We start from the raw sequence: 22,316 nt of genomic DNA, 5'->3' as shown, positions 1-22,316 counted from the left end.
GATAACTCCCACAAGCCCGCATCAGCACTGAGTTAGAGAAATACCCGCTTCATTCGTGATTCCCTCTGATATGGATTTTCTTCACACTCTTTCTGTGATTTATCGCATAAGTATTAGATGGAAAAAGACTAAAAACAGCAGGGGACAGCATCACAACAATTCAGGTATTGCGGGGAGTGAGAGGAAAACTCAAGAAGGTTTTATCTATTGATCGCTATAAAAATGTAGGTTTTATACTTATGAAAACAGATGCCGGTAAAAAAACAATAAAACCTACTGTGATGATTAAAGTCAGCCGAGGGTTAACAAAAATGATTACTCCGCTAATAACTCAATATCAATATATTGCCCCAGATTATGCTGCTGAAGATCCGATAAGTAAGGAATTTCGCCCAGCATCGGCGCAGGCAGGCGCTGTTGCAGCGTTTGCAGATACGGCTGGTGCCATTTTCCAGGCGGTGTAATGTCGTTAGCAATCCAGCCGCCAAGGTGCAGACCCGCATGCTGAATCGCATGGGCGGTTAACATCGCGTGGTTGATACACCCCAGCTTGATGCCGACCACCAAAATCACGGGAAGCTGTTCCTGTATCACCCAGTCGGCAAACGTATCCTGCGCCGACAGCGGCGTAAACCACCCGCCTGCGCCCTCAACCAGCAACCAGTCTGCCTGTGTTTCTAACGCCCGCAGCCCTGCGGATAACGTCGAAAGAGAGATAGGCCGCTGCTCTACCGCGCTGATAATATGCGGTGACGTCGGTTCCATAAACGCCAGCGGGTTCACGGCCTCATAATCCAGCCGGACGCTGCTATTCGCCTGAAGCGCCAGCGCATCACTGTTGCGAATGCCATCGGCCGTCATTTCACAGCCTGACGCCACAGGTTTATAGCCTGCGGTCCGGTACCCCGCTTGACTCGCCGCCTGTAGCAGCGCCGTACTCGCGACCGTTTTCCCCACTTCGGTATCCGTTCCCGTCACAAACCAGCGCTTAATCACGATAAATCACTCCATAAACCAGTTGATAACTGAGCGGGTAGCCACCCTGTTCTTGCGGATAGTGGGCAGACAGCGCCGCCAGTCGTGCCCGGCTCAATAGCCCCGGCGTACGCCCTTCGTGCAGCCAGGTCGCCCCAATTCCTTTCAGCGATTTCATTAACGCCAATACATCAGGGAACAGGCAGACCTCACGTTCTTGCACCAGATGATGCCGATAAGGCTGACAGGCTGCGTCGATGGCGGAGAGCGGCAGAAAGCGATTCGTCCGTTGCGTGCCGTCCAGCCGCTTCCACGCCTGCGACAGTTCGCTTAAGGAGCCGTCTGCCAGTGTTGCAAACGCAATCACGCCCCCTGGACGCGTAACCCGATACAGCTCTGCCAACGCGCGCGGTAACGAGTCACACCACTGCACGGCCAGATTGCTATAGCTGATATCCACACTGCAATCCGCCAGCGGCAGGTTTTCGATATCCCCTTCCTGATAGCGATCGGCAGCCTGCTGCTCACGCGCCTGTGCGAGCATGGCCGCCGACAAATCCAGCGCGATCACCGTTTTTCCCCGCTGACGCCAGCGGCGGCTAAAGTGCCCGGTTCCGCAGCCTGCATCCAATACCTGTAAACCAGCGTGCGACGGCATCAGCGTCAGCAGGCGTTCTCCGCTGGTGCGTTGCAGTTCGGCAAAGCGGTCATAGCACCCTGCCGCACGTCCAAACGCCTGCGCGATCGCCTGCTTGTTATAGTTTTCTGTCAGCATGATGTAATACCGTAAGCAAGCGGCTGATATCTTCCGGCTGATGTTCCGCCGTCAGCGTAATCCTCAGGCGTGCACTGCCGGGCGGCACCGTCGGCGGTCGCATGGCACTGACCCACACGCCCTGTTCACGCAGATGGCTTGTTAACGCCAACGCGCGCGCGTTCTCACCGACAATCAGCGGCTGAATTGCGCTCTGTGAATCCATCAGTTGATAGGACGAGTTAGAGAAGCCTGCTCGGAACTGCTCAACATTGCGCCGTAGCGCCTCACGTCGAGCGTCGCCCTGACGAACACAGTTGAGCGCCGCACTCAGCGCACAGGCCTGCGCTGCAGGCATCGAGGTGCTGTAAATCAAATGACGGGCAAATTGCAGGAAGTATTCGGCCAGTGGTTCAGCGCACAGCACCGCCGCACCACTCACGCCAAACGCTTTGCCGAACGTAACAATCAGCAGCTCAGGTTTAACATTTTGCTGCCAGCAGCTCCCACGACCTTCATCACCCAGTACGCCAATTCCGTGTGCATCGTCAACCATCAGCCAGGCATCGTGCGCCTGGCACTGAGCCTGTAGCGCAGATAACGGCGCGGTATCGCCATCCATACTGAAAACGCCTTCGGTCACCACCAGCGTCTGGCCGTCGGCTGGCTTTTCCAGCAGCGCTTGCAGACTATCGGCCTGATTGTGTTTAAAGCGCCTCAGGGTTGCCGGTGACTGTGCGGCTGCTTCCAGCAGCGAAGCGTGACTAAGCTTATCGGCCAAAATACGGTCTTCCGCCTGTGCCAGCGCGGCTACCACGGCCTGATTTGCGGCATAGCCGGAAATAAACAGCAGCGCACGCGGATAGCCCAGCCAGTCGGCAAGCTGACTTTCCAACATGGCATGGGCATCGGTATACCCCGTCACATGCCCGGAACCGCCGCTGCCAATGCCGTATTGCTCTGCCCCCTGCTGCCAGGCATGCACAATCTCCGGGTGGTGGCTTAGTCCCAGATAGTCGTTGCTGGAAAAGTTCAGATAACAGCGATCGCCCTGCATCAGCCAGCGCCCGCTGCCGCCTTGATTCGCCAACCTCACACGGTAAGCATCATCACGCTGGCGCTGTGCCAGCGCGGCTTCAATGCGTTGCTGCCAACTCATGATGCAACACACCTAACCTGACGGCACATGCGCAGGGCGTTATACCGCAGCATTATAAAACTGCTCGCTATCGGCATTAATCAGCTGTTCTGCCAGTCGTTGCTGCTGTTGGTTATCCCCGTATTCGGTCGCCGTCTGCTGCGGGTTCAAACCTAATTTGAGGAACAGCGCCAGATCCTTGTCTTCTTTCGGGTTTGGCGTCGTTAACAGCTTGCAGCCGTAGAAAATAGAGTTCGCGCCGGCCATAAAGCACATCGCCTGCGTTTGTTCACTCATCTGCTCGCGTCCGGCGGACAGACGCACATAGGAAGCAGGCATCATGATGCGCGCCACGGCAATCGTACGAATGAAATCAAACGGATCAACGTCCTCATTCTCCGCCAATGGCGTCCCCTTCACCTTAACCAACATGTTGATCGGCACGCTTTCCGGCGGCGTCGGCAGGTTAGCCAACTGCACCAGCAGCCCGGCGCGATCGCGCACGGTTTCCCCCAGCCCAACGATGCCACCGGAACAAACTTTAATCCCCGCACCGCGCACTTTATCCAACGTATCCAGACGTTCCTGATAGGTACGAGTGGTGATGATGCTGCCGTAAAACTCCGGCGAGGTATCAAGGTTATGGTTATAGAAATCCAGCCCGGCGGAGGCCAGACGCTCGGCCTGATCGTTGTGCAGCGTTCCCAGCGTCATGCAGGTTTCCATGCCCATCGCTTTGACGCCTTGTACCATCTGTTCCAGATACGGCATGTCACGCTCATGCGGGTTTTTCCACGCCGCGCCCATACAAAATCGCGTCGACCCGGCGGCTTTTGCCTGACGAGCCGATTCCAGCACCTGTTCAACCTGCATCAGGCGTTCGGTATCAATCCCGGTGCGGTAGCGGGAGCTCTGCGGGCAATATTTACAGTCTTCAGGGCAGGCACCGGTTTTGATAGAAAGTAACGTGCTTACCTGCACCTGACGGGGATCAAAATGCTGACGGTGGATCTGCTGCGCTTCAAACATCAGTTCCAGAAAAGGTTTATTAAATAAGTCTTGCGCTTGCTCAAGCGTCCAGTAAATGCGGTCAGCCATCTCGGCATCTCCAAACTAAAAACGTTTCGCCAGTGTAAATTAACCCGATATACTGTCAACCAAATAGAAACCATTTTAGTTTACGAAAGATCATCATGAGCCCGGAAGACATCACGTTTGACCAGCGCCACATTTGGCATCCCTATACCTCGATGACCGAGCCACTGCCCTGCTATCCGGTGATATCGGCCAGCGGCGTCGAGCTTCATCTGGATGACGGGCGTCGCCTGATCGACGGCATGTCATCGTGGTGGGCAGCGATTCACGGTTACAATCATCCGGCAATCAATCAGGCGGTGCAGACCCAGCTTAGCCAGATGTCACACGTAATGTTCGGCGGCATCACCCATCCGGCGGCGGTAGCGCTGTGTCGTCAACTGGTAGACATCACGCCGGATGCACTGGAATGCGTTTTTCTGGCGGATTCCGGCTCGGTCGCCGTCGAAGTGGCGATGAAAATGGCGCTGCAATATTGGCAGGCGCGCGGTGAAACCCGTCAGCGCTTTCTCACCCTGCGTCATGGCTATCACGGCGACACCTTCGGTGCGATGTCCGTGTGCGATCCGCAAAATTCGATGCACAGTCTGTATCAGGGCTACCTGCCCACCCATCTGTTTGTCGATGCACCGCCCTGCGATTCTCTCAGTAAAGGGGGCTTTGCCGACGAGTGGCTGGAAACCGATATCGCGCCACTACAGGCGATGCTGTCAGCGCACGCGCATGAGCTCGCGGCCGTGATTCTGGAACCCATCGTGCAGGGCGCAGGCGGAATGCGTTTTTACCATCCGACCTATCTGCGTCGGGTACGGGAATTGTGCGACCAATGGGGCATTTTGCTGATTGCCGATGAGATCGCGACTGGGTTTGGCCGTACTGGCAAACTGTTTGCCTGCGAACATGCGGGAATTTCACCCGATATTATGTGTTTAGGAAAAGCGCTTACCGGCGGCTATATGACGCTCTCCGCCACGCTGACCACTCGCACGGTAGCGGAAACGATCAGCAACGGCGCGGCTGGCTGTTTTATGCACGGCCCCACATTTATGGGCAATCCGCTCGCGTGCGCGGCAGCCAACGCCAGCCTGTCGCTGCTGGCGGAGAACCGCTGGCAGCAGCAGGTACAACAGATTGAACGACAGTTGCGAGAAACGCTGCAACCCTGCGCGGATTCCCCGCTGGTGGCGAACGTTCGCGTGCTAGGTGCTATCGGCGTGGTGGAAACACATCGTCCGGTCAATATGGCACGGTTACAGCGTTTCTTTGTCGAGCGCGGCGTCTGGATTCGACCGTTTGGTCGGCTCATTTATCTGATGCCGCCGTTTATCATTCAGCCCGATGAACTGCATAAGCTAACTGATGCTATCTATGCGGCTATTCATAACGCACAGCTATTTGAATAACTCGTTGCCCAAGGCGCACACTTTCGTGCGCCTTAAAAAATATCTCTGACACCATCCATATTATGACTATTCATTACCGCTCTTATTATTATTCACATGAATAAGATTTTCATTCTACTCATGATTAATGCATTGAATTATTCTGACACTGGATGAAATAACCATAAAATGTTACGCACCCCACACTTTACATTCAACCAATCGTAGACAACTGATGAATACGTGTTAGATTTTAACGTGAAATACCCCAAGCATATATTTAAAAGGAGATTTATTATGCTTACAGTGAATAAGAAGCTACAGCGTATTTTTCGTACGTTATTCCCCGTGTTATTTTCTGCTTTGTTACTCTCACCCCTAACCGTTTCTGCGGTCAGTTCATCCAAAGACGCAGACAAACTCTATTTTGAGAATAATAAATATTACGTATTCAATAACGTCTGGGGGAAGGATGAAGTAAAAGGATGGCAGCAAACGGTTTTCTATAATAGCCCTACCAGCATGGGGTGGAACTGGCACTGGCCAAGCAGCAGCTCCAGCGTTAAAGCTTATCCATCGCTGGTAAGCGGCTGGCACTGGACTGCGGGTTATACGGAAAATAGTGGGTTGCCGATAAAATTATCCAGTAATAAAAGTATTACCAGTAATGTCACTTATTCTATCAAATCTACCGGCACTTATAACGCCGCTTATGATGTATGGTTCCACACTACCGATAAAGCCAGTTGGGATTCGACGCCGACCGACGAATTAATGATCTGGCTAAATAATACCAATGCAGGTCCAGCGGGGGATTATATTGAAACGGTATTCCTCGGTGGTAGCAGCTGGAACGTATTCAAAGGTTGGATCAATGCTGGTAATGGCAAAGGCTGGAATGTCTTTTCCTTTGTCCGTACCTCCAATACCAACAGTGCATCGCTCAATATTCGCCATTTCACCAACTATCTGGTTGGCACCAAGAAATGGATGAGTAATACAAAATATATCAGCAGCGTTGAGTTTGGTACCGAGATCTTTGGCGGTGATGGGCAGATTGATATCACCAAGTGGAGCGTAGACGTAAAATAACGGCGCTGTCGTCGCCTTCATTTCTTCCGGTTCAGCCCCGTATCAATGCGATCGTTAGGGCTGGACCGAATTTATTCCACCCCACACGCCTTTTCATGCTCAGTCTGGACGGCCTTGTTCACCCTTTAAGCAGGCGAGTCTTCCCTTCCCCAACAAGATTCGTGAGCTGTGGCACGTCAATTCCATTAGCGTTATGATAATCCCCTCAGCTAATCAGGAATTTCCCATGCGTAATACGTTCATCGTTTGCTGGCAGTATTTACGCGCTTTCGCATTGATTTATCTCTGCCTGCTGGCAGGCAATGCGGTATCCGCGTTACTTCCGTTCACTATCCCCGGCAGTATCATTGGTATGCTGGTCTTATTCACCCTTCTTGCCTCGCAAATCCTGCCCGCGCAGTGGGTAAAACCGGGTTGCCACCTTCTTATTCGTCATATGGCGCTGCTGTTCGTTCCTATCGGCGTCGGTGTCATGAATTATTACGATCTGGTCAGCCAACAGTTTGGCCCCATCGTGGTTTCCTGCCTGATCAGTACCTTTATTGTGATGTTAGTTGTGGGTTTCAGTACCCAGATAATGCAGCGTGAACGTGCCATGGCTGGCGATCGCACGCCGCCGAAGGATAACGAATAATGTTCAGCTATTTGTGGTGGTCTCTGCCCCTCACCCTGATTGTCTTTTTCGCCGCGCGTAAACTGGCCGTGCTGACCCGGCTTTCTCTGTTGAACCCGCTGCTGGTATCAATGGCGATTATTATTCCGCTGCTGCTGGTGCTGAAGATTCCCTACGAGCACTATTTTCAAGGCAGTAAAGTCCTTAACGACCTGCTGCAACCGGCGGTGGTCGCGCTGGCGTTCCCGCTTTATGAACAGCTGCACCAAATTCGCGCCCGCTGGAAATCCATCATCAGCGTATGTTTCATCGGTAGCCTGACCGCCATTATCTCCGGCACGCTGGTGGCGCTGTGGATGGGCGCTTCGCCGGAAATCGCGGCCTCGGTGCTACCTAAATCCGTTACCACGCCGATTGCGATGGCCGTCGCCAGTTCTATTGGCGGTATTCCGGCTATCAGCGCCGTCTGCGTGATTTTTGTCGGCATTCTCGGTGCCGTATTAGGCCACAGTCTGTTCAATCGCGTAGGTATCAAAACCAAAGCCGCGCGCGGGCTGTCAATGGGTACCGCTTCGCATGCCCTTGGCACGGCACGCTGTGCGGAGGTTGATTATCAGGAAGGGGCATTTAGCTCACTGGCGCTGGTCATATGTGGGATCATCACGTCGCTGATTGCTCCGTTTATCTTCCCCCTGTTGCTGCATTTTGTTGGTTAGTGAACGTTTAATAAATAAAAATGGAGAAATGAAATATGGAGATAGAGGAATTTTACGAATTTCTCACGGACGAGCAGTTGCTAGAGTTACGAGAAAAGCTACGCACTTCAGATAACATTCTTGATGTTATCAACCTCACCGAAAATCAAAACTCCAGCATGCTCGCTTGGTGCCTGAATCCCAATGAAGGACACTGTCAGGGCGATGCAGTTATTAAGGATTTTCTGACCGCAGCCTACTTTGCCGGCCATGAGAACAGTAAATCCGCCAATAAGAAATTCTTTGCAAAATGGACACCGGGTCGCATACAGACCACAAGCTTTGGATCGGCTTTTATCACACGCGAATTTGGTGTTAACGACTTCTTTGGTGATAAGCTTCGGCTCGATCTTTTTTTAATCGATACGACAAATAAGATCATCGTTACCATTGAGAACAAAGTAAGGGCGTCACTGTCCTGTTATCAACTTGATGATTATTACGATGCTGTCAATAAATCATTCTCACGTAAGCCCTTATTTAAGGGCTACGATTTTGCCTACATCGTCATGGATAAAAAGCTGGAAACCTACAGTGATGAGAAATTAGCAGAACTAGGCAATAAATGGGCATTATTAAGCTACCAATGGCTGGAGCAAGCAGCTCGACGCGCTCGTCTGCAATTACAAAATAACAATTCCGCCGCACAGTTACTCATGGCCTATTGTCAGAGGCAGGCACAATGGCAAGATCCGAATGAAAAACATATTTCTGAGCTGTCAGCTCAACTAGCCGCACAGCATGAATCAGTTCTTGATTGCATTTCTCAACTCAAAAAATTAAACCCGGTAGATTGGAAACCTACTCATCTGGAAGGCGTTGAGGGTGAAGCCCTGCTCTTTATGCAGCAAAATAATCAACTTTGCGACCAGCTCATTCAGGCTAAAGGGATTTCCGGCATTCTGGTTACCCTGCGCAAATCGTTCCCACAGTTAACAGAAGATCATTTAGAAATAGGCAGAACCTGGTTTAATATCACTACGCCAGCGATGCTTGCGCTAAAACAAGATTATGATTATTGGCCACTTTATATAAACATTGCACGTGAAAATGGCCCCAATTCCTCTTTTACCCTCTCACTAATTTTTCAGGAAGAAAATCTGTCGAAGGAATCATGTCGCATTCCAGAACTGTACGATCTCTTCTTACGAGATTATCCCGAGCTTGTTAAAAAACAGCCACGGCAATGGAAAGTTGCTGCCAGAAAAGAGAGTGTAGCCACTCGTTCCGTAGCCAAAGAGGTACAAGCCTTTATTCGTGATGTGGAAAAACGACTGGAAAAAGCCAAAGAGGAAAAAATTATCTTCTAATTCAGCTCACATCATGTAGGTGAAAAGCTCAGCTAAGCATGAAGGCGCATAATGAATACCCGTTGTACGCCTTTTTTATTGCCGCCCCTAATGAGGGAAAGAAAACGTAAGCAGTAAAAATTGAGATATATCTCGCATTTAGCAGTTAATTTGCATCCATTTCATTCAGTAAAGAGATTTTGATCACAATTTATTGCTACTCTGCTACCTAACATGACGTCATTGACGGGTAAAAAGAGTAAGCCACTATGCATCCACGATTTGAAAACGCCTTTCGGCAATTACCTGCCAGTCTGCAAGCCGCGCTCCGTCCATTAGTCGATAAGCCGGATTTCGCCGCGATGCTCACCGCGGACGATGTGAATGCCGTCTGTGAAGCCAGTCAGTTAGACGCCGATGCATTGGCCTTTGCGCTATTGCCGCTGGCAGCCGCCTGCGCACAAGCGCCTATTTCTAATTTTCAGGTTGGCGCGATTGCACAAGGGCTCAGCGGCAATTTCTACTTTGGTGCCAACATGGAGTTTAGTGCCGTTCAGCTTCAGCAAACGGTACATGCCGAACAAAGCGCCGTCAGCCATGCCTGGATGTGCAATGAACGGGGACTGCGAGCCGTAACCGTAAACTACACACCATGCGGCCATTGTCGCCAGTTCATGAACGAATTACGTAATGCGGCGTCGCTGCAGATTCAACTACCGGGTCGTCAGCCTGCCACGCTCAGCCACTATCTGCCAGATTCCTTTGGCCCCGTCGATCTGCAAATCGATACTTTGCTGATGGATGACATCAACCACGGCGCCACTTTGCAGAATATGAATGCGCTTGCGCGTCAGGCGCTGGATGCCGCCAACCGCAGCCATGCCCCCTATAGCAAAGCCATTAGCGGCATTGTGCTGGAAACCTCAAGTGGCAACACCTATACCGGACGCTACGCAGAAAATGCGGCGTTCAACCCTAGCCTGCCACCTTTGCAAACTGCGTTAAATCTGATGAATCTTGCTGGCGAAGATCTGTCCACGGTGAAACATGCCGTTGTTGTTGAACGTCGCAATGCGGTTGTCAGCCACTGGGCCATTTCGCAAATTATGCTGGCCGAATTGGGCTGCACTGACGTTGAACATCACTTTATTGAGGAATAGTGGCGGAGGTAAGCGCAGGATTTCAGCCAAGGGAAGCGTGAAAAACGAGAGGTGAATCGATAAAGCCTGCATTTTGGCTAAGATGCAAGCCATCTGTAACTATTTTAATTAACAATTTCTGTACATATTCTCTGGGTAATTTAAGATCCGCAACAGTTTTTATCGACAACACCTGAGTTTTTTTCTGTTATCCGAAGAGTAAAAAGTCATGGAATTAGAATACGAAAGCAAACGTCCTCTCCATATTCCCTACGCTGGCCCAATCTTGCTCGAATTTCCTCTGCTGAATAAAGGCAGCGCGTTTACCGAAGAAGAACGCGCTAACTTTAACCTGCATGGTCTGCTGCCTGAAGCCGTCGAAACCATCGAAGAACAGGCAGAACGCGCCTGGCGTCAGTATCAGGAATTCAAACACGATATTGAAAAACACGTTTACCTGCGCAACATTCAGGATACCAACGAAACCCTGTTCTACCGCCTGTTGGACGGTCACCTCAGTGAGATGATGCCCATCATCTACACCCCGACCGTTGGCGAAGCCTGTGAGCACTTCTCCGATATCTATCGCCGCGCCCGTGGCCTGTTTATCTCCTACCCTAACCGCGCACATATCGACGATATGCTGCAAAACGCCACCAAACAGAACGTGAAAGTCATCGTTGTGACCGACGGTGAGCGTATTCTGGGTCTGGGTGACCAAGGTATCGGCGGCATGGGGATTCCAATCGGTAAGCTGTCGCTGTACACCGCGTGCGGCGGTATCAGCCCAGCCTACACCCTGCCAGTCGTTCTGGATGTCGGCACCAACAACCCACAGCGTCTGAACGATCCGCTGTATATGGGCTGGCGTCATCCGCGTATCACGGATGACGAATACTATGAATTTGTTGACGAATTCATTCAGGCTGTGAAGCGCCGCTGGCCGAATGTGCTGTTGCAATTTGAAGACTTCGCACAGAAAAACGCGACGCCGCTGCTGAACCGCTATCGTGATGAAATCTGTAGCTTTAACGATGACATTCAGGGCACCGCTGCGGTTGCACTGGGTAGTCTGATTGCTGCCAGCCGTGCGGCAGGTACGCAGTTACGCGATCAAACCGTGGCCTTCCTGGGCGCTGGTTCTGCAGGTTGCGGTATCGCTGAACAAATCATCGCACAGATGAAATCCGAAGGGCTAAGCGACGAAGAAGCGCGCGCACGCGTCTTCATGGTTGACCGTTTCGGTCTGCTGACGGACAAACTGCCGAACCTGCTCGATTTCCAGAGCAAGCTGGTGCAGAAAAGCGAACTGCTGGCTAACTGGGATTGCAACAGCGATGCCATTTCACTACTGGAAGTCGTACGCAACGCCAAGCCGACCATTCTGATCGGTGTATCCGGCCAGCCAGGTCTGTTCACGGAAGAAATTATCCGTGAAATGCACAAACACTGTGCTCGTCCTATCGTGATGCCGCTGTCTAACCCGACATCCCGCGTGGAAGCCCGTCCGGAAGACATCATTCGCTGGACGGAAGGCGCGGCGCTGGTTGCGACCGGTAGCCCGTTCTCCCCAGTGAACTATCAGGATAAGGTCTTCCCTATCGCACAGTGCAACAACTCCTACATTTTCCCAGGTATCGGGTTAGGGGTATTGGCATCAGGTGCCAAGCGTATCACTGACGGTATGTTGATGGCCGCCAGCCGCGCACTGGCTGACTGCTCACCGCTGGCGAATAACGGTGAAGGCGCTCTGCTGCCGGATCTGGCTGATATCCAGCAGGTGTCTAAGCGTATTGCATTGGAAGTGGGTAAAGCCGCACAGCTGCAGGGTGCCGCCGTGGTGACCTCGTCGGATGCGCTGCAAAAGGCAATTGAGCACAACTTCTGGCAGCCGCAGTACCGTAGCTACAAACGCACGTCGTTCTAAGCATTAACGACTTACTGCTAAAAAGCGCGGCACTGGTTGTCGCGCTTTTTTTATTCAGCTTTTCAGCTTCGGGTCGAGCGCATCGCGCAGGCCGTCACCCAATAAATTAAACGACAGTACCGTCAGAAAGATCGCCAGACTAGGAAAGATCGCGACGTGTGGCGCAATCACCATATCCGATCGCGCTTCATTGAGCATCGCTCCCCACTCCGGCATCGGCGGCTGTGCGCCAAGCCCTAAAAATGACAGGCTGGCTGCCGTGATGATCGACATCCCAATGCGCATCGAGAAGAACACCACGATGGAAGACACCGAGCCAGGCAGAATATGTCGAAAGAGGATCGTCCCATCGCTGGCACCAATGCTGCGGGCAGATTCGATATAGGTAAGCTGTTTCAGCACCAGCGTGTTGCCTCGCACCAGACGGGCAAAGGCAGGAATGCTGAAAATCGCCACGGCGACAATCACATTCGCCATCCCACTGCCCATAATCGCCACAACGGCAATCGCCAGCAAGATTCCCGGGAAGGCAAACAACACATCGCATATGCGCATGATGATCCGGTCTGTCCATCCTTCGTAGTAACCCGCCAGCAGGCCCAGTGTCGTGCCGATAATCATCCCCACCAGCACCGAGAGAATACCCGCCGCCAGCGAAATACGCGTCCCCATTAGGATTCGGCTGAAAATATCACGCCCTAATGAATCCACCCCAAGCCAGTGTGTCGATGACGGGCCTTCATTTAGGCGCTCATAATCGAAATAGTTCTCGGCATCATACGGCGTCAGATACGGTGCCAGAAACGCGATCGCAATCAGCAGCAGTACAAACACGCCAGCGGTGACCGCAACGTGCTGCCGAAGAAACCGCCGCCAGAATTCACGCCACGGCGTACGAACCGGTTTATCCCTAATGACAGGAAGCGTCGCCAACATCGCTTTACGTCGCCAGTGTCTCATTCCCTTTCCTTATTTGTAACGAATGGCTGGATTAATCGCGGCATACAGCATATCCACCAGCAGATTGATCAGAATAAACTCCAGCGAAAACAGCAGCACCTCGGCCTGAATCACCGGATAATCACGCATCTCCACCGCATCCACCAGCAACCGTCCCAACCCTGGCCAGTTGAAAACCTTCTCCACAACGATTGAACCGCCGAGCAAGAAACCAAATTGCAGCCCCATCATCGTCACCACGGGAATCAGCGCATTGCGCAGCCCATGCTTCACCACAACCAGCGATTCACGCACGCCTTTTGCTCGTGCCGTACGCATGTAGTCTTCCTGCAACACATCAACAAACGACGCGCGGGTAAAACGCGCCATCACCGCCGCCACCGCCGCACCCAGCGTTAGCGAAGGCAAAATATAGTGTAGCCAGGTGTCCGCTCCCACCGTTGGCAACCATCCCAATTCGACAGAAAAAATCTGCATTAGCAGCATTCCGAGCGCAAAAGCAGGGAAAGAGAGGCCGGATACCGCCAGCGTCATTCCGATCCTGTCAGGCCAGCCGTTGCGCCATACCGCCGATACGATGCCGATCGCCATACCAAAAATTACCGCCCACACCATGCTGCACACCGTCAGCCAGAAGGTTGGCATAAAACGCATGGCGATCTCTTCCGTGACCGGGCGTTTCGACACCATCGACGTCCCCAAATCGCCTTGTAGGATATTGGTAAAGAAGTGCCAGAACTGATGCGGCAGCGATTTATCCAATCCCAAATCCTGCCGCACCATCTCGATGACGGCGGCATCCGCTTCCCGCCCGGCAGCTAAACGCGCCGGGTCGCCGGGTAACAGATGAACGAACAGGAACACCAGCACCATCACAATCAGGAGCGTGGGAATCAGTCCCAGTAGTCGTTTAATAAAATAATTCAGCATGAACAGTTTTCCACAGACATGCGCCAGACTCCCTATAAGTAGACGTGTGTTGACCACAGCGGGCGGCCTGACGGCCCCCGACTCCCTGGTCATGCTTTGACGATGAATTATTCCTTCAGGTCAGCCTCTTCAAAACTGAACAAGGTATCCGGCATCACGTAAAAACCAGTGAGCTTTTTGCTGTTAGCCGAGACTAAACGCTCTGTCGCCAGGAAAATCCACGGCGCATCCGCCCAGATTTTGTCCTGTGCATCCTGATACAGTTTCTGTTTTTCCGTCCGATCCGTGGTTTTCAGAGCATTGGCCAGATCCGCATCCACCTGCGGATTGCTGTAAAACGCCGTGTTGAACTGCGCCGGTGGCCAGGAAGCCGTCGCAAACAGCGGCGACAGTGCCCAATCAGCCTCACCCGTCGAGGCTGACCAACCGGTGTAGAACAGGCGAACGCCCGTTTCTTTGACGCCTTTACCTTCCACTTCCGCCGCGCGCTGCCCCGCATCCATAGCAGTCACCTGTACTTTCACGCCGACCTGTGCCAGCTGTTGCTGTGTGAACTGCAAGACTTTCTGCGCCGTACTGTGGTTATGCGACGACCAAAGCGTGGTGGTGAAGCCATCAGGGTAGCCCGCTTCTTTCAGCAGCTCGCGTGCCTTCGCCGGATCGTAAGGCCACGGCTGATACTTTACTGCATAATCAATGCTGCCCGGCAGTGGCCCTTCGGCGAGCGTCGCATAGCCGGAGAACGCGACTTTAATCAGCGCCTCTTTGTTGATCGCGTAGTTCAACGCCTGCCGGACTTTCGGGTTATCAAACGGTTTCTGCGTCACGTTCATGCTGATGTAACGGTGCAAAATCGACGGCGACGCCACCAGCGCCAGCTTGTCGTTTTTCTCCAGTACTTTGGCCTGTTCGAACGGTATCGGGTAAGCAAACTGTGCTTCGCCGGTTTGCAGCAGCGCCGCGCGCGTGTTGTTATCCACAACCGGACGCCAGGTAATGCTGTCCAGTTTCGGTAAACCGGCTTTCCAGTAGCCGCTGAATTTCTCAACTTTGACAAAATCAGTCTGATTCCAGGTCACAAAACGGTACGGTCCGGTGCCTACCGGATGGAAACCAATGTCCTTGCCGTACTGCTTTAATGCCGCCGGAGAGATCATCACCGCCGCCGGGTGAGCCAGATTGTTAACGAACGCCGAGAATGGCGTCTTCAGTGTGATTTTCACCGTCAGATCGTCCACCACCTCGGTTTTGTCGATCATCTTGAACAGGTTATATCGCTTCAGACGATTATCTGGATTACTGGCGCGATCCAGATTCACTTTCACTGCAGCGGCATTAAACGCCGAGCCATCGTGAAATTTGACGCCCGGATGCAGCTTAACGGTATACGTCAGTCCATCTGGGCTCACGTCATAGCTGTCCGCCAGCACGTTCACCAGCTTCATCTCTTTATCAAAGCCAAAGAGCCCCTGATAGAAGGACTTCGCTACCGTCTGCGATAGTGAATCGTTGGCATCGTACGGATCCAGACTGGTAAAAGTGGAACCCACGGCGATAACCGCATCTTTGGCAGCCCAGACGGGTGAAGCCGTCATGGCAACGGTGACCCCTGCGGCGACTAACCAGCGCCGTTTTATCGTCATTACGCTCATGCTACGTTCTCCTTGTGAATCCCTGTCAATAAGCACCGGCTATCGGATGGCGCGCAACAAAGTGTCGCTCACCCACCTGCACCAGAGGTGCCGTGCTTGGTTCGTCGCCAAGCGCCCGAATCGGGCTGGGTATTTCATCAACCAGCAGCACTTGTTCGCGCTGTCGGCATGAGGGATCGGCAATCGGTACTGCCGACATCAACTTGCGGGTATAAGGATGCCGCGGTCGTTCGAATACGTCTTGCCGTGAGCCAATCTCGACAATCTGCCCCATGTACATCACCGCCACACGATGGCTGATGCGCTCGACCACCGCCATATCATGTGAAATAAACAAAAACGCGATGCCGAACTCACGTTGCAGTTCCAGCATCAGATTGATGATTTGTGCCTGAATCGACACGTCCAGCGCGGATACCGCTTCATCCGCAATCACCACTTTCGGGTTCAGCGCCAGCGCTCTGGCGATACAAATGCGCTGGCGCTGGCCGCCTGAAAACTCATGCGGGTAACGCCGGGCGTGTTCCGGCTCCAATCCCACGCGTGACAGCAGCCACTCCACGCGCTTCTCCGCCTCCTGCCGACGGCAGATGTTGTGTACCAGCAGCGGTTCCATAATCGAGAACCCGACCGTCAAGCGGGGATCCAGTGACGCATACGGATCCTGAAAAATCAGCTGAATATCACGCCGCAGATGCTGTAACGCCGCTCCTTTTAACTGATGGATGCGCTGACCATTAAAGATAATGTCGCCCTTCTGGCTTTCAACCAGTTGGAGCAACGCGCGGCCGGTCGTGGATTTGCCGCATCCCGATTCGCCAACCAGCGAAAGCGTTTCGCCCGGCCAGAGATCGAAGCTGACGTTTTCCACCGCATGCACCTGCCGGGTTACGCGGTTCAATAAACCGCTGCGAATAGGAAAACGCGTCACCAGATTGCGAACCTGTAAGATCGGCTCCGTCTGTACGGGAACGGTATCCTGCGGAACGTTGTCCGCGATGCGTACAGCGTTGTGATCCAGCAGCGGAAATTTTTCCGGGAACGGCTGACCGCGCATTGACCCCAACGCGGGTACCGCGGCCAACAGCCCCTGCGTATACGGATGCTGCGGCGCAGTGAAGATCTGCCCAACGCTCCCCGCTTCAACGCTTTCTCCACGGTGCATAACCAATACGCGTTCAGCCACTTCCGCCACCACGCCCATGTCATGGGTGATGAAAATCACAGCCATTGCCATTTCACGCTGTAGCACACGAATCAGTTGCAGAATTTGCGCCTGAATAGTGACATCCAGCGCAGTTGTCGGCTCATCGGCAATCAGCAGCGACGGCTTGCAGGAGAGCGCCATCGCAATCATCACCCGCTGGCGCATACCGCCGGACAGCTGGTGCGGATAGCGATCCAACACGTTGCGCGCTTCCGGTATTCTGACCAGATCCAGCATACGTAACGTTTCTGCACGCGCGGCGCGTCTGTCCATTCCCTGATGCAAACGAATCGACTCCGCTATTTGTTCGCCGACGGGAAAAACAGGATTCAGCGACGTCATTGGCTCCTGAAAAATCATCGCCAAATCAGCACCACGCAATGTGCGCATCATCCGCTGACGCGCTCCGCGCAGATCCAGCACTTGCCCATCGCGACGACGGAATAGCATATCGCCCTGATGAATCACGCCGCCCGCATGTTCAACCAATCGCATCAGAGCCAGCGACGTCACTGACTTACCCGACCCCGACTCCCCGACGATGGCCAGCGTTTCACCCCGATCGACAGAGAACGTTAAATTACGCACCGCGTCCGTCCGCTGCCCCTGCAGTTCGAAGTACACACTCAGGTTGCGGACTTCCACCACCCGAGTTTCAGGCAAAACAAGCCCCGGAATAGGGGAAGACAGCGAGGCATAATGATCCTGTGTGGGCGACATGAACGGCGAATCTCCATATAAATGCGGCTGGAATCAGCGCAACGCGGTCAGGGACAAATTATCAGCGATTTTCGACTATATTTAGCGCAAGGAATGATGTAAAGCGGAAACTGAAATCAGCACGGTGAAAAATTTCTTTTATAACATTAGGTTAATTGCAATAAAGACGCATCATCAGATGCAATATTTCATGCAAATCCACTCACTTTTACCCGAAGTAGCTCGAGTTGTAGGAAAAAAGTGACGCTTTCGCACCCCACCCTTGTCGTTTGATGCCTGACGAGTCATGCGCTATACCCTAAATAATTCGAGTTTCAGGACAAAACGTTAGCGTTTTGAACAGCGCTTGCGCTGGCCCCGAAGGGGGGAAGCCATAAGGCTGAATAACGCGGCAAGAGAAGGCATCCTGATGAGCTTACTCCGGTAAGTGATTCGGGTGACAAATCTGCCGGGAGCAGATTTGAACGCTGCTTGCAGCGGCCCTTCAGGGCGAGGCCCACGACGGGCCGAGTATTTGAACGCAGCCAACGCACATGCAACTTGAAGTATGACGGGTATAAAGGCCCTATTCCTTGACCTGCATACATTCACCCACGTTACGAACTCTGACATAATTAATACTGGCATAGGAAACACGTTTTCGCCCATGAACAACGCATTGGCGGAACATTTTTCATTAATGAAACTCGTCTCGTTAATGAAACCAGCCTTATTGATAAAACAAGCGGTATTGATGAAAAACGGTGGAGTAAAGATGGAAAGCGTTACCTCAGGTTTACTGACTCTTGAACAAGCTCTGGAAAACATGTTTTCTCAGGTTCCTTCCCTCACCGAGACAGAGTGCGTATCCCTGTTCGACGCCGCAGGACGGATCACCGCCCATGCCATCGCCTCCCCGATTAATGTCCCGCCATTCGCCAATTCCGCGATGGATGGCTATGCCGTACGCTGCGCCGATGTGTCCGGTTCCGCACCGCTGCCGCTGGCTGGCAAAGCCTTCGCTGGTGCCCCTTTCACCGGCAAATGGCCTGCCGGCACCTGCATTCGCATCATGACCGGCGCGCCGATTCCTGAAGGGGCTGACGCCGTGATCATGCAGGAACAGGCCGACGCCAGTGAGGACGGCATCCGTTTCCCCCATGAGGTAAAACCCGGTCAGAATATTCGTCTGGCGGGCGAAGATATTCAGGCCGGCGCCAGCGTGCTGCCTGCGGGCTGCAAACTGGGTGTGGCAGAGCTGCCGCTGCTGGCTTCGCTGGGGATTGCACAGATTGACGTGGTACGTCGTCTGAAAGTCGCGGTGTTTTCAACCGGTGATGAACTGCAACCCGTTGGCAAGCCGCTGGAAGACGGCCAGATTTATGACACCAACCGTTTCGCTGTCCGTTTGATGCTGGAACAGTTGGGCTGCGAAGTACACGACTTGGGGATTATCCGTGACGATCCGGCAGCCCTGCGCGCCGCGTTCCATGAAGCTGACCAGCTTGCCGATCTGGTGATTAGTAGCGGCGGCGTTTCCGTTGGCGAAGCCGATTACACGAAGCAAATGCTGGATGAGCTGGGCGATATCCATTTCTGGAAGCTGGCGATCAAACCCGGCAAACCCTTCGCCTTCGGTAAATTACAACACGCCTGGTTCTGCGGTCTGCCGGGGAACCCCGTTTCTGCGGCGCTGACGTTCTATCAACTGGTGCAGCCGCTGCTGGCTCGCCTGTCCGGCTATACGCAATGGCACCAGCCGCCGCGTGTACGTGTCAAAACCACAAGCGCACTGAAAAAGACGCCGGGGCGCACCGATTTCCAGCGCGGCATTTTCAGCCGTAATGCACAGGGTGAGCTGGAAGTGAGAACCACCGGGCATCAGGGGTCGCACGTTTTCAGCTCGTTCAGCCTCGGTAACTGCTTCATCGTGCTTGAGCAGGATCGTGGCCACGTCGCTGCTGGCGAATGGGTCGAGATCGAGCCTTTCAACGCCCTGCTGGGACACTGAGTATGCTGCCGGAACTGAGCGATGAAGAAATGCTGCGCTACAATCGACAGATTGTGCTGCGCGGCTTTGATTTCGACGGACAGGAAAAGCTCAAGGCTTCACGCCTGTTGATTGTCGGACTGGGTGGATTGGGCTGTGCCGCCGCGCAGTATCTGGCTGCGGCGGGCGTCGGCCATTTGACGCTGCTGGATTTTGATACCGTCTCGCTGTCTAACCTGCAACGTCAGGTTCTGCACCGCGACGACCGTATCGGCATGGCGAAGGTCGAATCCGCACGTCTGACATTATCCGATATGAACCCCCATCTTTCGCTCGATACAGTTGATGGCGATCTTGATGATGAGGCATTGAGCCAACTCGTCAGCAAACACGATGCGGTGTTGGACTGCACCGACAATGTCGCCATTCGCAACCGCCTAAACCGCATTGGCTTTCAGCTCAGGAAACCGCTGATCTCCGGCGCAGCGATTCGAATGGAAGGCCAAATCAGCGTCTTTACCTACCAACCCGATGAACCTTGCTACCAGTGTCTCAGCCGTCTGTTCGGCACCAATGCGCTGACCTGCGTCGAAGCAGGTGTGATGTCGCCGCTGGTGGGCACCATCGGCAGTTTGCAGGCGATGGAAGCCATTAAGCTGCTGACGGGCTACGGTAAACTGGTCACGGGGCGATTGCTGATGTTCGATGCGATGACGCTGCAATTTCGCGAAATGATGCTGCCGAAAAACCCGCACTGCGACGTCTGTGGCGGATAAAGGAGCCGAGGAAAGATTGGCATCCGGCACGATAAGCCATTGAATACGGCGAAAATCAGTGACACAGTATCAAGGTAAGTCATCACGTAAACTGAGGAACACACCATGAGTAATGCTTTTTTGCAGTCAATCAAGGCCCGTCGTTCAATCTATGCCATCGGCAATAAATTACCGATATCAGAAGATCAGGTTACCGCCCTCATTACCGAAGCCGTTAATGAAAGCCCCTCCTCTTTTAATTCACAAAGCTCACGCGTTGTGATTCTGTTCGGCGAGCAGCATCACAAACTGTGGGATATTGTTAAGCAGCAGTTGAAGAAAATTGTGCCTGCGGACGCCTTCGCTCCGACAGAAAATAAACTGGCCTCCTTTGCCGCTGGTGCGGGTACCGTTCTGTTCTTTGAAGACACTGCGGTGATTGAAGCGCTACAGGAAAAATTCGCGCTTTATGCCGATAACTTCCCGGTCTGGTCTGAACATTCAACCGGTATCGCCCAGTTTGCCGTGTGGTCTACGCTAGCGCAGGAAAAAATTGGCGCTTCGCTCCAGCATTACAATCCGCTGATTGATGATGATGTTAAAGCACAGTGGAACCTGCCAGCCAGTTGGAAACTGCGTGCTCAAATGCCATTTGGCTCCATCGAGCAACCCGCCGGTGAGAAAACCTATATTTCCTTTGAAGAACGTTTCCGCGTATTTAAGTAATCCGCTGAATCATGCTTTATCAGCAAACGGGGCGCCCTATGGTGCCCCGTTTGTTTTAGGTTCTATTCAGGCACCGGTGGTGCGAAAACCTCAATCGCCTTCTCTCTGATCCCAAACACCGCGGGTGTTTTACCAATCAGCTCACCATCCGCATTGATATCGTGCGGCTTCGGAGTGCTCAACGTCAGCTGTCTGGCGGAAAAGGCGCGAACCTTGCGCCAGCGACCGTGCGTTCCTCTGCGGATAAAGGGAATCAGTGCCACCATTTCCCACCAGTGGGACACTTCCAGACTGTACACGTCCAGCCGCCCATCATCGGGCGCTGCGCTGTCTGCTACCGCCATGCCGCCGCCATAGAAACGTCCGTTTCCCACCGACACCTGCACGGTTCTCACCCGCTCTTTCATGCCGTCATGATCGATCTCAACGCGGAAAGGACGACTTTGCTTCAAGAGCTTAAAAGCCGCCAACGCATAGCCTAATGTTCCCCACCGTTTCTTGGATTTCGCCGACAGCCCGCGCGCCAATGCCGCAGAAAACCCAATACTGGAAACGTTAAAAAACAGATGCCCGTTGACCTCGCCCAAATCAACGGTACGCCGCTGCCCGTCGACGATAACTTGAACCGCCTGCCGGATCTCTCTGGGAATGCCCACCGTACGGGCAAAGTCATTCGCTGTCCCTAAGGGCAACACGCCCAGCGGTAATCCGGTATCCACCAGGCCAGGCGCGGCAGAATTTAGCGTGCCATCGCCACCGCCGATAATGACAAAATCCACCCGATCCGCGTACGCGCGGATGATATCGCTGCATGAGCCCGACGCATTTTCATCCGGTTCGATGATGTGAATCCGGCTTTCCAGTAATAGCTGCTTCACATAGCGCGCAGAGGAATCGCCATTCCGCGCATGCTTATTAATAAATAAAAGCGCTGTTGGGCCTGATTCCTTCACTGCTGAATAATGGCTCATGGTCATCCACCCAACGTTATTTTTTGATGAAATTTGTTTGATGAAATCTAACCATAGGGGTAATCAAACCGACAAGGGAGCTTTAACAAGCCCACAATAAAATACAAAACATTACGTTCCGGCACTCTGCCGCTAATACTTCCACACTGAAACCACTATAATGAACCCTACAAGTCAGCGATCCCTTTACCCACGTTGCTACACCGTTATTCCAGTGACACATGGCACCACCATTTTTAGGTGAAAACAGCGGCTTATTCACCTATC

General features: G+C 53.1%; 19 protein-coding genes. 10 read left to right on the top strand and 9 right to left on the bottom strand.

Annotated elements, in window-relative coordinates:
• Positions 1-315 precede the first annotated feature (315 nt).
• The 4 genes from bioD to bioB are packed head-to-tail and all read right to left on the bottom strand — an operon-like array spanning position 316 to position 3,965.
• Positions 316-996, bottom strand: a complete 681-nt coding sequence (gene bioD / locus I2D83_RS08535) for a dethiobiotin synthase (protein WP_205947923.1) — start codon at positions 994-996, stop codon at positions 316-318.
• On the bottom strand, positions 989-1,750 hold the full coding sequence (bioC, locus tag I2D83_RS08530) for a malonyl-ACP O-methyltransferase BioC (RefSeq protein ID WP_205947922.1): 762 nt from the start codon (positions 1,748-1,750) through the stop codon (positions 989-991). Before bioC ends, bioD begins: the two co-directional genes overlap by 8 nt.
• On the bottom strand, positions 1,731-2,888 hold the full coding sequence (gene bioF, locus I2D83_RS08525; RefSeq protein WP_205947921.1) for an 8-amino-7-oxononanoate synthase: 1,158 nt from the start codon (positions 2,886-2,888) through the stop codon (positions 1,731-1,733). Before bioF ends, bioC begins: the two co-directional genes overlap by 20 nt.
• A gap of 39 nt (positions 2,889-2,927) precedes the next feature.
• Complete coding sequence (gene bioB / locus I2D83_RS08520; protein ID WP_180777090.1) at positions 2,928-3,965, bottom strand: biotin synthase BioB; 1,038 nt, start codon at positions 3,963-3,965, stop codon at positions 2,928-2,930.
• A 95-nt stretch (positions 3,966-4,060) separates the two neighbouring features.
• Between bioB and bioA the strand changes: the two genes are divergently transcribed.
• The 7 genes from bioA (at position 4,061) to I2D83_RS08485 (ending at position 12,159) form a co-directional block, all read left to right on the top strand.
• Positions 4,061-5,365: an adenosylmethionine--8-amino-7-oxononanoate transaminase gene (bioA, locus tag I2D83_RS08515; protein WP_205947920.1), complete on the top strand. Its 1,305-nt coding sequence runs from the start codon at positions 4,061-4,063 to the stop codon at positions 5,363-5,365.
• Positions 5,366-5,641: 276 nt separating this feature from the next.
• On the top strand, positions 5,642-6,436 hold the full coding sequence (locus I2D83_RS08510) for a GH12 family glycosyl hydrolase domain-containing protein (RefSeq protein ID WP_181844374.1): 795 nt from the start codon (positions 5,642-5,644) through the stop codon (positions 6,434-6,436).
• A 226-nt stretch (positions 6,437-6,662) separates the two neighbouring features.
• The gene (locus I2D83_RS08505; RefSeq protein ID WP_015839768.1) at positions 6,663-7,070 is read left to right on the top strand and encodes a CidA/LrgA family protein; all 408 of its coding nucleotides are present in this window, start codon (positions 6,663-6,665) and stop codon (positions 7,068-7,070) included.
• Positions 7,070-7,765 (top strand): CidB/LrgB family autolysis modulator, encoded by a 696-nt coding sequence (locus I2D83_RS08500; RefSeq protein ID WP_015839767.1) that lies wholly within the window; start codon positions 7,070-7,072, stop codon positions 7,763-7,765. The genes I2D83_RS08505 and I2D83_RS08500 overlap by 1 nt, the downstream gene beginning before the upstream one ends.
• A 35-nt stretch (positions 7,766-7,800) precedes the next feature.
• A complete protein-coding gene (locus I2D83_RS08495) occupies positions 7,801-9,114 on the top strand; it encodes a PDDEXK-like family protein (protein ID WP_205947919.1) in 1,314 nt (437 codons plus the stop codon).
• A 248-nt stretch (positions 9,115-9,362) separates the two neighbouring features.
• Complete coding sequence (gene cdd, locus I2D83_RS08490) at positions 9,363-10,253, top strand: cytidine deaminase (RefSeq protein ID WP_205947918.1); 891 nt, start codon at positions 9,363-9,365, stop codon at positions 10,251-10,253.
• 208 nt (positions 10,254-10,461) lie between these two features.
• The gene (locus tag I2D83_RS08485; RefSeq protein WP_015839764.1) at positions 10,462-12,159 is read left to right on the top strand and encodes an NAD-dependent malic enzyme; all 1,698 of its coding nucleotides are present in this window, start codon (positions 10,462-10,464) and stop codon (positions 12,157-12,159) included.
• A 54-nt stretch (positions 12,160-12,213) separates the two neighbouring features.
• On the opposite strand, the gene gsiD is transcribed toward I2D83_RS08485, so the two are convergent.
• The 4 genes from gsiD to I2D83_RS08465 form a co-directional block, all read right to left on the bottom strand.
• Entirely contained in the window at positions 12,214-13,119 is a 906-nt protein-coding gene (gsiD, locus tag I2D83_RS08480; RefSeq protein WP_015839763.1) for a glutathione ABC transporter permease GsiD, read from the bottom strand.
• Positions 13,120-13,128: 9 nt separating this feature from the next.
• Positions 13,129-14,049, bottom strand: coding sequence for a glutathione ABC transporter permease GsiC (gsiC, locus tag I2D83_RS08475; RefSeq protein ID WP_015839762.1), 921 nt, complete (start codon positions 14,047-14,049; stop codon positions 13,129-13,131).
• Between the two features lie 107 nt (positions 14,050-14,156).
• Positions 14,157-15,701 (bottom strand): glutathione ABC transporter substrate-binding protein GsiB, encoded by a 1,545-nt coding sequence (gene gsiB / locus I2D83_RS08470; RefSeq protein WP_205947917.1) that lies wholly within the window; start codon positions 15,699-15,701, stop codon positions 14,157-14,159.
• Positions 15,702-15,726: 25 nt separating this feature from the next.
• A complete protein-coding gene (locus I2D83_RS08465) occupies positions 15,727-17,628 on the bottom strand; it encodes a dipeptide ABC transporter ATP-binding protein (RefSeq protein ID WP_181844378.1) in 1,902 nt (633 codons plus the stop codon).
• 754 nt (positions 17,629-18,382) lie between these two features.
• Between I2D83_RS08465 and moeA the strand changes: the two genes are divergently transcribed.
• The 3 genes from moeA (at position 18,383) to I2D83_RS08450 (ending at position 21,078) form a co-directional block, all read left to right on the top strand.
• The gene (moeA, locus tag I2D83_RS08460; RefSeq protein WP_205947916.1) at positions 18,383-19,618 is read left to right on the top strand and encodes a molybdopterin molybdotransferase MoeA; all 1,236 of its coding nucleotides are present in this window, start codon (positions 18,383-18,385) and stop codon (positions 19,616-19,618) included.
• Positions 19,619-19,620: 2 nt separating this feature from the next.
• Positions 19,621-20,373: a molybdopterin-synthase adenylyltransferase MoeB gene (gene moeB / locus I2D83_RS08455; protein ID WP_205947915.1), complete on the top strand. Its 753-nt coding sequence runs from the start codon at positions 19,621-19,623 to the stop codon at positions 20,371-20,373.
• Between the two features lie 105 nt (positions 20,374-20,478).
• A complete protein-coding gene (locus I2D83_RS08450; RefSeq protein ID WP_180777101.1) occupies positions 20,479-21,078 on the top strand; it encodes a nitroreductase family protein in 600 nt (199 codons plus the stop codon).
• Between the two features lie 62 nt (positions 21,079-21,140).
• Here I2D83_RS08450 and I2D83_RS08445 read toward each other — a convergent pair whose 3' ends face one another.
• Positions 21,141-22,055: a lipid kinase gene (locus I2D83_RS08445; RefSeq protein ID WP_205947914.1), complete on the bottom strand. Its 915-nt coding sequence runs from the start codon at positions 22,053-22,055 to the stop codon at positions 21,141-21,143.
• Positions 22,056-22,316 lie beyond the last annotated feature (261 nt).

Origin of the sequence: Pectobacterium aroidearum, from assembly GCF_015689195.1 — a bacterium.
GTDB lineage: Bacteria > Pseudomonadota > Gammaproteobacteria > Enterobacterales > Enterobacteriaceae > Pectobacterium > Pectobacterium aroidearum.
Note: the sequence above shows the minus strand (reverse complement) of the source record. Positions and strands in the feature narration are given on the sequence as shown.